This is a genomic window from Pseudomonas sp. FeS53a (assembly GCF_000931385.1).
Lineage (GTDB): Bacteria > Pseudomonadota > Gammaproteobacteria > Pseudomonadales > Pseudomonadaceae > Metapseudomonas > Metapseudomonas otitidis.
Genome location: NZ_JYFT01000006.1, coordinates 1 through 9,843, shown reverse-complemented (window position 1 = coordinate 9,843; position 9,843 = coordinate 1). Strand labels below are relative to the sequence as shown.

10 protein-coding genes are annotated in these 9,843 nt (G+C 68.3%); 7 read left to right on the top strand and 3 right to left on the bottom strand.

Features of this window, described 5'->3' with window-relative positions:
- Positions 1-70 precede the first annotated feature (70 nt).
- Entirely contained in the window at positions 71-1,531 is a 1,461-nt protein-coding gene (gene selO, locus SZ55_RS02260; RefSeq protein ID WP_044400633.1) for a protein adenylyltransferase SelO, read from the top strand.
- A 7-nt stretch (positions 1,532-1,538) separates the two neighbouring features.
- On the opposite strand, the gene SZ55_RS02255 is transcribed toward selO, so the two are convergent.
- Complete coding sequence (locus SZ55_RS02255; RefSeq protein WP_044400630.1) at positions 1,539-2,234, bottom strand: aspartate/glutamate racemase family protein; 696 nt, start codon at positions 2,232-2,234, stop codon at positions 1,539-1,541.
- A gap of 227 nt (positions 2,235-2,461) precedes the next feature.
- Here SZ55_RS02255 and SZ55_RS02250 point away from each other — a divergent pair, with 227 nt between their 5' ends.
- The 3 genes from SZ55_RS02250 (at position 2,462) to trxC (ending at position 5,345) form a co-directional block, all read left to right on the top strand.
- Positions 2,462-3,439: a sulfite exporter TauE/SafE family protein gene (locus SZ55_RS02250; RefSeq protein WP_044400627.1), complete on the top strand. Its 978-nt coding sequence runs from the start codon at positions 2,462-2,464 to the stop codon at positions 3,437-3,439.
- 127 nt (positions 3,440-3,566) lie between these two features.
- Positions 3,567-4,844 (top strand): bifunctional O-acetylhomoserine aminocarboxypropyltransferase/cysteine synthase, encoded by a 1,278-nt coding sequence (locus tag SZ55_RS02245; protein ID WP_044400624.1) that lies wholly within the window; start codon positions 3,567-3,569, stop codon positions 4,842-4,844.
- A 63-nt stretch (positions 4,845-4,907) separates the two neighbouring features.
- Positions 4,908-5,345 carry a thioredoxin TrxC gene (trxC, locus tag SZ55_RS02240; RefSeq protein WP_044400621.1) on the top strand — a complete coding sequence of 146 codons (438 nt, stop codon included), beginning with the start codon at positions 4,908-4,910 and terminating at the stop codon, positions 5,343-5,345.
- A gap of 292 nt (positions 5,346-5,637) precedes the next feature.
- On the opposite strand, the gene SZ55_RS02235 is transcribed toward trxC, so the two are convergent.
- Complete coding sequence (locus tag SZ55_RS02235) at positions 5,638-6,129, bottom strand: BRO-N domain-containing protein (protein WP_160483214.1); 492 nt, start codon at positions 6,127-6,129, stop codon at positions 5,638-5,640.
- Positions 6,130-6,665: 536 nt separating this feature from the next.
- Between SZ55_RS02235 and SZ55_RS02230 the strand changes: the two genes are divergently transcribed.
- Positions 6,666-7,109 carry a YiiD C-terminal domain-containing protein gene (locus tag SZ55_RS02230; protein WP_044400616.1) on the top strand — a complete coding sequence of 148 codons (444 nt, stop codon included), beginning with the start codon at positions 6,666-6,668 and terminating at the stop codon, positions 7,107-7,109.
- Between the two features lie 272 nt (positions 7,110-7,381).
- Positions 7,382-8,200 carry a universal stress protein gene (locus tag SZ55_RS02225; RefSeq protein WP_044400613.1) on the top strand — a complete coding sequence of 273 codons (819 nt, stop codon included), beginning with the start codon at positions 7,382-7,384 and terminating at the stop codon, positions 8,198-8,200.
- Between the two features lie 36 nt (positions 8,201-8,236).
- On the opposite strand, the gene SZ55_RS02220 is transcribed toward SZ55_RS02225, so the two are convergent.
- Positions 8,237-9,004, bottom strand: a complete 768-nt coding sequence (locus tag SZ55_RS02220) for a ParA family protein (protein WP_044400610.1) — start codon at positions 9,002-9,004, stop codon at positions 8,237-8,239.
- A 256-nt stretch (positions 9,005-9,260) separates the two neighbouring features.
- On the opposite strand from SZ55_RS02220, the gene SZ55_RS02215 reads away from it, so the two are divergent.
- Positions 9,261-9,843 (top strand): beta-ketoacyl synthase chain length factor (locus tag SZ55_RS02215; protein ID WP_044400607.1); only part of this gene is annotated, 583 nt, incomplete at its 3' end.

Genomic DNA, 9,843 nt, shown 5'->3' with positions numbered 1-9,843 from the left:
GACCCTGCCCCGTGGGGACCGTCGGTCCCCACGGGTTTCCCCCGCCTCCGGGCCGTGACAAGCTGCCGCCATGAAAAATCTCGACGCCCTGCAGTTCGACAACCGCTTCGCCCGCCTCGGCGACGCCTTCTCCACCGAAGTGCTGCCCGACCCGCTGGACGACCCGCGTCTGGTAGTGGCCAGCCCCGCCGCCCTGGCCCTGCTGGACCTCGACCCGGCCGAAGCCGACAGCCCGCTGTTCGCCGAACTGTTCGGCGGGCACCGCCTCTGGGCCGACGCCGCGCCCCGCGCCATGGTCTATTCCGGGCACCAGTTCGGCGCCTACAACCCGCGCCTCGGCGACGGTCGCGGCCTGCTGCTGGGCGAAGTGGTCAACCAGGCCGGCGAGCACTGGGACCTGCACCTCAAGGGCGCCGGGCAGACGCCCTACTCGCGCATGGGCGACGGCCGCGCCGTGCTGCGCAGCTCCATCCGCGAATTCCTCGCCAGCGAACACCTGCACGCCCTCGGCATCCCCAGCAGCCGCGCCCTGTGCGTGATCGGCTCCAGCACCCCGGTGTACCGCGAGCGCCGCGAGACCGGCGCCACCCTGCTGCGCATGGCGCCCAGCCACGTGCGCTTCGGCCACTTCGAATACTTCTATTACACCCGCCAGCACGAGCAGCTGCAGGCCCTCGGCGAGCACGTCCTGGCCTGCCACTTCCCCCACCTGCAGGGCCATGAGCGCCCCTGGGCGGCGATGTTCCGCGAAATCGTCGAGCGCAACGCCGAACTCATCGCCCGCTGGCAGGCCTACGGCTTCTGCCACGGCGTGATGAACACCGACAACATGTCGATCCTCGGCATCACCTTCGACTTCGGCCCCTACGCCTTCCTCGACGACTTCGACGCCAACCACATCTGCAACCACTCCGACGACAGCGGCCGCTACAGCTTCAGCAACCAGGTGCCCATCGCCCACTGGAACCTCGCCGCCCTCGCCCAGGCCCTCACGCCCCAGGTGGAGGTGGACGAACTGCGCGAAACCCTCGGCCTGTTCCTGCCCCTGTACCAGGCCCACTGGCTGGACCTGATGCGCCGCCGCCTCGGCCTGACCCGCGCCGAAGACGACGACGCCGACCGTGTGCAGCGCCTGCTGCAACTGATGCAGACCAGCGCGGTGGACTACACCGGCTTCTTCCGCCGCCTCGGCGAAGACGCGCCCGAGCAGGCCGTGGCCGTGCTGCGCAATGAATTCGTCGACCTCGCCGGCTTCGACGCCTGGGCCGCCGACTACTGCCAGCGCGCCGCCCGCGACGGCGGCGAGCCGGCCGAGCGGCGCCAGCGCATGCACGCCGTGAACCCCCGCTACATCCTGCGCAACTACCTGGCCCAGCGCGCCATCGAGGCCGCCGAGCAGGGGGACTACAGCGAAGTGCGCCAGCTGCACGCCGTGCTCGCCCGCCCCTTCGACGAACAGCCCGGCATGGAGCGCTACGCCGAACGCCCGCCGGAGTGGGGCAAGCACCTGGAGATCAGTTGCTCCTCCTGAACCCCGTTCAGGACGCCAGCAACCACTCCAGCCCCATCGCCACGTGCCGCTCGGTGCTGTCCACCAGCGGCAGCGGCGCCTCGCAGCCTTCCAGCAACAGGCCGATCTCGGTGCAGCCGAGGATCGCCGCCTGGGCGCCGGCCGCGCGCAGGCGCTCCAGTTCGGCCAGGTAGAAGTCCCGCGAGGCCGGCAGGAAGCGGCCCTGGCACAGCTCCTCGTAGATCACCCGGTCCACCTCGGTCATCGCCTCCGCCCCCGGCACCTGCACGCGGATGCCGAAGCGCTGCGCCAGGCGCTCGCGGTAGAAGGCTTCCTGCATGGTGAAGCGGGTGCCCAGCAGGGCCACGTTGTCCACCTGCATCGCCTGCAGGCTGTGGCCCACCGCATCGCCGATGTGCAGCAGCGGGATCGCCAGCGCCGCCTCCAGGGCCGGGGCCACCTTGTGCATGGTGTTGGTGGCCAGCAGCAGCGCGCCGGCACCGGCCCGCTCCAGCCCCTGCGCCGCCTCGGCCAGGCGCTGGCCGGCCTCGTCCCAGCGGCCACCGGCCTGCAGCGCGGCAATGCCGGCGAAGTCCACCGAATGCATCAGCAGCGGCGCCGAATGCAGGCCACCCAGGCGCGCACGCACCCCCTCGTTGAGCAGCCGGTAGTAGCTCAGGGTCGACTCCCAGCTCATCCCGCCCAGAACACCCAGCACCTTCATGCACACCTCCCGGAAAATGGCCCCCAGCCTAGCCCAGGGCCCGCCACGGGCGGCGCATACAGTTGCCGAGTGATGGGCCGGTACAGCCCGGTGGCCGATGCCCCTTCAAATCAAATGGAATAAGAACCTGCGGAAATCTTCTTAGACTCTCTAAGCAAAGCCGCTTATCTTCGCCGCCTGCTTATTCCGGCCTGTTCTACCACCCACTGTCAGGCGCCGTACCCCTCATGAAGATCCGCAACCTCGACCTCAGCCAGAGCCCGGTCAACAGCGAACACCAGGCGCTCGGCATCCCCCCCGTCGAGGATTTCGTCACCCACCCCGACAACCACCCGGTGCTGCGCGCCGCGATGTGGGTCGCGGTGCTGATCCTCGTGAGCCTGCTCGGCTTCCTCGCCTGGCGCCTGTTCTTCGGTGACCACGGCGGCGAAACCGGCCTCGACATCATCGAACGCGCCCTCACCAGCCCCAGCTTCTGGAGCGCCGTCGCCGTGGGCTTCCTCGCCCAGGTGGTGGATGGCGCCCTGGGCATGGCCTACGGCATCACCGCCACCACCTTCCTGCTCACTGCCGGTGCCTCCCCGGCGGCGGCCAGCGCCAGCGTGCACATCGCCGAAGTGTTCACCACCGGCCTCTCCGGCATCTCCCACGTCAAGCTGGGCAACGTCAACAAGTCCCTGTTCCTGCGCCTGCTGCTGCCCGGCATCATCGGCGCCGTGCTCGGCGCGGTGCTGATCACCTCCTTCGACGGCGCCGTGCTCAAGCCCTTCATCTCCGCCTACCTGCTGCTGATGGGCCTGTACATCCTCAGCAAGGCCTACCGCCACGTCGCCCAGCGCCGCGCACCCAAGCACGTGGCCAAGCTGGCGCTGTTCGGCGGCTTCGTCGACGCCGCCGGCGGCGGCGGCTGGGGCCCGGTGGTCACCAGCAGCCTGCTGGGCTCGGGCAGCGACCCGCGCACCACCATCGGCTCGGTGAACTTCGCCGAGTTCTTCCTGACCATCTCCAGCGCCACCTCCTTCATCCTCCTGGCGGGCGAGCTGAACACCTGGTTCATGGTGGCCGGCCTGGTCTTCGGCGGCCTGTTCGCCGCGCCCTTCGCCGCCCTGCTGTGCAAGAAGCTGCCGGCGCGCACCCTGCTGACCCTGGTCGGCACCCTGATCACCCTCATCAGCGCCTTCAACATCTACATCGCGCTGCGCTGAGGCGATCTAACTCCCTGGCTTTTCGGTCTAAAAACGCCCGAATCCGATTGCCTCAGGTCATTGACCCGGGGCCCCGGCGTTTTCCATGCTGCGCACCTCCATCGCACCCTGAAGGAACGCAGGCCCAATGAAACCGGAAACCCTTGCCATCCACGCCGGCTACAGCCCCGACCCGACCACCAAGGCCGTGGCCGTGCCGATCTACCAGACCACCTCCTACGCCTTCGACGACACCCAGCACGGCGCCGACCTGTTCGACCTCAAGGTCGCCGGCAACATCTACACCCGCATCATGAACCCCACCAACGACGTGCTGGAGAAGCGCGTCGCCGCGCTGGAAGGCGGCGTCGGCGCCCTGGCCGTGGCCTCCGGCATGGCCGCCATCACCTACGCCATCCAGACCGTCGCCGAGGCCGGCGACAACATCGTCTCGGTGGCCAAGCTCTACGGCGGCACCTACAACCTGTTCGCCCACACCCTGCCGCGCTCCGGCATCCAGGTGCGCTTCGCCGCCCATGACGACATCGCCGCCCTGGAAGCGCTGATCGACGAGCGCACCAAGGCCGTGTTCTGCGAATCCATCGGCAACCCGGCCGGCAACATCATCGACCTCGCGGCCCTGGCCGCCGCCGCCCACCGCCACGGCGTACCGCTGATCGTCGACAACACCGTCGCCACGCCCATCCTCTGCCGCCCCTTCGAGCACGGCGCCGACATCGTCGTGCACTCGCTGACCAAGTACATCGGCGGCCACGGCAACAGCATCGGCGGCATCGTCGTCGACTCCGGGAAGTTCCCCTGGGCGGAAAACAAGGAGCGCTTCCCGCTGCTCAACACCCCCGACCCGTCCTACCACGGCGTCACCTACACCGAAGCCTTCGGCCCCGCCGCCTTCATCGGCCGCTGCCGCGTGGTGCCGCTGCGCAACATGGGCGCCGCCCTGTCGCCGTTCAACGCCTTCCTCATCCTCCAGGGGCTGGAGACGCTGGCCCTGCGCATGGAGCGCCACACCGAGAACGCGCAGAAGGTTGCCCAGTTCCTCCAGGCCCACCCCCAGGTGGCCTGGGTGAAATACGCCGGCCTGCCGGACCACCCCGAGCACGACCTGGCCCAGCGCTACACCGGCGGCAAGCCGGCGGCGATCCTCTCCTTCGGCATCGTCGGTGGCGCCGAAGCCGGCGCGCGCTTCATCGACGCCCTCAACCTGGTGGTGCGCCTGGTGAACATCGGCGACGCCAAGTCCCTGGCCTGCCACCCGGCCTCCACCACCCACCGCCAGCTCAACGACGAAGAGCTGGAGAAGGCCGGCGTACCGCGTGACATGGTGCGCCTGTCCATCGGCATCGAGCACATCGACGACATCCTCGCCGACCTCGGCCAGGCCCTGGAGGCATCGCGCGGCTGACGCGCGGGGCTTGATATTCGGCCGGCCGGCTCCAGATCAGGGAAACCTGATCCGGAGCCGACCATGACCGACCCCCTGATGATTCCCTGCGCCCACTGCGCCGGCCTCAACCGCATCCCCGCCAACCGCCTGGGCGACTCGCCCCGCTGCGGCCACTGCAAGGCCGCCATGCTGCCGGCCAGCCCCTTCGACCTCAGCGAGGCCACCTTCGCCAAGCAGCTGCGCGGCGACCTGCCGTTGCTGGTGGACGTCTGGGCCGACTGGTGCGGCCCCTGCAAGGCCTTCGCCCCCACCTACCAGCAAGCCGCCGCCCAGCTCCAAGGCCGCTGCCGCCTGGGCAAGCTGGACAGCGAAGCCAACCGGCAACTGGCCGGGCAGCTCAACATCCGCTCCATCCCCACGCTCATCCTGTTCAAGGGCGGCGTCGAAATCGCCCGCCAGAGCGGCGCCCTGCCCCTGCCGCAACTGCTGGGCTGGCTCAAGAGCCAGGGGATCGCCTAGGCACCCGTAGGATGGGCTGAGCTGTGCGAAGCCCATCGGGGCCAGGCACGGCTCGGATGCGATGCGGTTCGCCGAGCTCACCGCATCCTACGGATTGCGCACGCGGCACCGCGTGGGGTGGGTCGCACTCCACCGAGCCACCAACGAGCGCCACGGGAACGCCCGACGCTGGGCAGCCACGTAGGATGGGCTGAGCTGTGCGAAGCCCATCATCGCGGGCGTTCGGCAGGCCCCGGACTGAAGTCCGGGCTACGGGGCGTCTCGCCCGCCCCGCAGGTTGCGCGCCTGTCGGTCAGCCGATGACCCGGGGCCGGGCCTGGGGCAAGACCGGGCAATCACCCAGGTGGACCCAGGCCTTGCCCTGCCAGCGCAACACCTCCAGCGGGCACGCCTGCCACTGCACCACGTCGCGGTAAGGCCGCAGGGCGTCCGGGTGCTGGGCCTCGCGCAGGCGCGGGATCACCTCACGGCTGATCCAGCGACGGATACCGCTGTTCTCCGGGTGGTAGTAGAAGATCAGCAACGCATAGACCCCGCAGTCGCTCACCAGCAGCTCCCGCCGGTACTCGCCACGGCTGTCGCGCACCCAGGCGGGCTGCAACTGGTCCGGGTCCAGGTTGCGCGGCGCACGCTCGTCGAGCGGCACGCGGTTGATCAGCCGCGCCAGGTCGTTGAGGACGAACCAGGGCTCGTCGTCCAGCAACAGCGCGCGGAGCTGGCGGCGATGACGGGTGAACAGGGAAGGAATAAGGATTTCGTCGTCGTGACGGGGGGAATCAGGCATGTCCATTACCTCTACGTGGTCTGACAGCTTTCTCAGGGCTGTTGGCGTCGGGAGTTAAGAAACCCCACGTAGAAGGCCGGGCGTATTTCCCTTTCGGGTCTTGTATTAGCCCACTCCCGACAAAGCAGAGGTTTTGAGCGTGCGCGAGTGTGCCGCAAGCACAAAAAAGCCGCTGGCTATCGGGAGCGGTCAGGCCGCTACGTGGGTAAGCGTTTCTTAGGCGCCGGGGACGGAGGCTATGGGCACCTCAGAGAAGCAGCAAGGCAGTTAGCGCGTGGGAAATGGCTGATGCCCACGCGCACGCCGGCAATGATGGGCTTCGCACAGCTCAGCCCATCCTACGGAGCGCCCTGCCAAGCCGTAGCCCGGACTTCAGTCCGGGAACCCACACCCAAGGCATCCGGCATACGCCGCCCATCGCCCCCGGTTGAAGCCCATGCCCCTGAGCGTTTCGGTCACCCCCGCTGGCCGCGCCGGTCATTGCCCGGTGGGCATGAGCGACTAGGCTCCAGGCATTCGTCCAGCCGGAGTTCGTCATGCAATTCAACGAAGAGATGGCCCGCCACTTCACCGAAGACAAGATCGCCTTCGTCAGCCGCATGGGCCTCAAGGCCCTGACCCTGGAGCCGGGCTACGTGAAGCTGATGGCCCCGCTGGCCGGCAACCAGAACCACATCGGAACCCTCTATGCCGGCGCCCTCTTCACCTTGGCCGAGGTGCCCGGCGGCGCGCTGTTCCTCACCAGCTTCGACACCCGGCGCTTCTACCCCATCGTCAAGGAGATGAACCTGCGCTTCCGCCGCCCGGCCACCGGCGACATCACCGTGGAGGCGCGGCTCGGCGCCGATGAGATCGCCCGCATCCAGGCCGAGGCCAGCGAGACCGGCAAGGCCGAGTACCTGCTGGAGCTGGACCTGGTGGACGCCAGCGGCGAAGTGGTGGCCAAGAGCCGGGGGCTCTACCAGCTGCGCGCCCACTGATCGCGCGGGGCCCTTGCCGTGGATCAAATTGCCGCGCGGCGCCATGCCTCACAGTGGCGCCTCTTCGCCTGAGCGCCCCGGTGGGCGCCCTGCTTCACTCCGGCAGCGCCAGCCTCGCCCCCGAAACGTAGACGAGGCAGTCAGCGCAAGGCGAAAGCAGGCGAAAACGCGCAGTTTACGCAGTGTAAATGAGCAGTTTGAGCCTGCTTTCAACGCCGCGATGACAACGCAGGTAGTTTCTCGACAGGCCCTTACAGGAGGTTCCCGCCACCATGTTCAAGCACATCCTCATCACCCACGACCTGAGCCGCGAATCCGACCTCGCCCTGCAGCGCGCCGTCGCCCTGGCCCATGGCTACGGCGCGCGCCTGACACTGCTGCACGTCCTGGAAGACCACCTGCCCAGCACCCTGCAGGAGAACCTGCGCGACGGCGCCCAGAAGCTGTTCCAGCAACGCCTGGAGCAACTCGGCGCCCTGGACGCTCAGGTGCTGCTGCGCAAAGGCCGGCCAGCCCTGCAGATTCTCGAAGAGGTGGAGGAAAGCGGCGCCGACCTGCTGGTGATCGGCAACCACCACCACAACGCACCGGAACTGTTCATCGGCACCACCCTGGAGCGCGTCACCCGCCACGTGGCCATCCCGGTGCTGCTGGTGGTGGGCGAGAAGCCCGAGCCCTACCGCAGCGGCGTGGTGGCCCTGGACTTTTCCCTGTGCGCCTGCGACGCGCTGCGCGCCGCCTGCTCGCTGCTGGGCGCGGAAGGCCGCCTGACGGCGGTGAACGTGATGGAGCTGACCGGGCGCCTGCTGGCCAAGGCCGGCACCGCCGGGGACTACGTCGGCACCCAGCGCGGCCTGCTGGAGCGCCTGCTGGCAGATGAGCTGGGCCACGTCAAGGACACCCCCAGCATCGACCTGCAGGTGACCCAGGGCGCGCTGCCCCACGCCCTGGACGAGCGCATCGCCGCCGCCAAGCCGCAGTTCGTCGCCCTCGGCAGCCACAGCCGCAGCATGGTCGCCCAGGCCCTGCTCGGCAGCCAGGCGCTGCACCTGCTGCAGCGGCCGCCGTGCGACGTGCTGATCGTCAAGTAAGGGGAGACAGGGCGCGCACTGCGCCCCGGTGGGAGGTCAGGCGTCCAGCAGGTCGTGCAGTTCGACGAACTGCTGGGTCAGCTTGTGGCTGCGGTCCAGGTGGATCAGCGGCGTGCACACCTGGTGGGACTCACGCATCTTCACCGAACTCATCAGGTTCACCGGCAGCACCGGCAGGCCCTCGGCGACCAGTTCGTCCAGCAACTGCTGGGGCAGCGTGGCGCGGGGCTGGAACTGGTTGACCACGATGCCCTCCACCTCCAGGTCCTCGTTGTGGTCTTCCTTCAGCTCCTCGATCTCGGCCAGCAGGCCGTAGAGGGCATTGCGCGAGAAGCTGTCGCAATCGAAGGGAATCAACACGCGATCCGCCGCGATCAGCGCCGAAACCGTATAGAAATTCAGTGCCGGCGGCGTATCCAGGTAGATGCGGTCGTAGTCCTCGGCCAGCTCGTCCAGCAGTTTGCGCAGCTTGTTGATCTTGTGCTTGGCCTCCAGCTTGGGCTGCAGGTCCGCCAGCTCGGCGGTGGCGGTCACCACGTGGAGGTTGTCGAAGGGCGTCTCGTAGATGTCCACCTTGCCCTTGCGGGTGAAGGGGCTGGAGGCCAGCGTCTGCTTGAAGAAGTCGGCAATGCCGATGGGGATGTCCTCCCCGGTGAGGCCGGTCAGGTAGTGGGTGGAGTTGGCCTGGGCGTCCAGGTCGATCAGCAGGGTGCGATAACCCTCCGCCGCACTCACCGCCGCCAGGTTGCAGGCGATGCTGGACTTGCCCACGCCGCCCTTCTGGTTGAACACCACTCGCCGCATCTCACACCCCCTGTCCCTTGGAATAGACCCCGGATTCTATGCAAAGCCCATGACAAGGGCGAGGGACGTGCAGGACTTTTCCCCACCTGTCAGAAGTTGTGCCTTACATCCGAATTTTGTGTCAGCAATTTGCAGATAGGTCCGTAGGACTGAAATAATGTGGCGCTTTGCTATGGCGTCATCGACCGGGCTTCTGCCGTCAGCGATTGCCAGTCGACATGGACGCCCGACAGGGGCCGAAAAGAGCTCTTTCAGCGTGACTCACTTCAGCATCGAACAATGGCGTGCCTGGGCCCCAGGCCTGGAAACCGTGGACGCCTGGCGTACCTGGTGCGCAGAGCCTTTCCTGCCCGAGCTTGTCGATGCCCAGCCCGATGTCGCCTTCCTCCCGGCCATGCAGCGCCGCCGCCTGTCGCGCCTGGCGCGCATGGCCATGAGCGTCGCCTGGCCCCTGGTGAGCGACGGCGAGCAGGTGCCCATGGTGTTCGCCTCGCGGCACGGGGAAACGCCCCGCACCCTCGCGCTGCTGCAGGACCTGGCGCGCGGCGAGCCGCTCTCGCCCACCCAGTTCAGCCTCTCGGTGCACAACGCGGTCATCGGCCAGTGGTCGATCCTGCGGGGCGACACCAGCGAGATGACCGCCGTGGCCGCCGAAGGCGACGGCCTGGAACACGCCCTGCTGGAAGCGGCCGGCCTGCTGGCCGACGGCGCACCGGCGGTGCTGCTGGTGATCACCGAAGAGAACCCGCCGGACCTCTACCGCCCCCTGGTCGACGACGTGCCGTTCGCCTACGCCCTGGCCCTGCGCCTGGTGCCCGGCCACGACTGGTCGCTGACCC

What these genes read in the sequence shown, in the direction of transcription:
- SZ55_RS02255 (WP_044400630.1), bottom strand. Translation starts at nt 2,234, where the DNA reads ATGAAGGTGCTGGGTGTTCTGGGCGGGATGAGCTGGGAGTCGACCCTG.
- SZ55_RS02235 (WP_160483214.1), bottom strand. Translation starts at nt 6,129, where the DNA reads ATGCCTGATTCCCCCCGTCACGACGACGAAATCCTTATTCCTTCCCTG.
- SZ55_RS02250 (WP_044400627.1), top strand. Translation starts at nt 2,462, where the DNA reads ATGAAGATCCGCAACCTCGACCTCAGCCAGAGCCCGGTCAACAGCGAA.
- selO (WP_044400633.1), top strand. Translation starts at nt 71, where the DNA reads ATGAAAAATCTCGACGCCCTGCAGTTCGACAACCGCTTCGCCCGCCTC.
- SZ55_RS02220 (WP_044400610.1), bottom strand. Translation starts at nt 9,004, where the DNA reads ATGCGGCGAGTGGTGTTCAACCAGAAGGGCGGCGTGGGCAAGTCCAGC.
- SZ55_RS02245 (WP_044400624.1), top strand. Translation starts at nt 3,567, where the DNA reads ATGAAACCGGAAACCCTTGCCATCCACGCCGGCTACAGCCCCGACCCG.
- SZ55_RS02225 (WP_044400613.1), top strand. Translation starts at nt 7,382, where the DNA reads ATGTTCAAGCACATCCTCATCACCCACGACCTGAGCCGCGAATCCGAC.
- SZ55_RS02230 (WP_044400616.1), top strand. Translation starts at nt 6,666, where the DNA reads ATGCAATTCAACGAAGAGATGGCCCGCCACTTCACCGAAGACAAGATC.
- trxC (WP_044400621.1), top strand. Translation starts at nt 4,908, where the DNA reads ATGACCGACCCCCTGATGATTCCCTGCGCCCACTGCGCCGGCCTCAAC.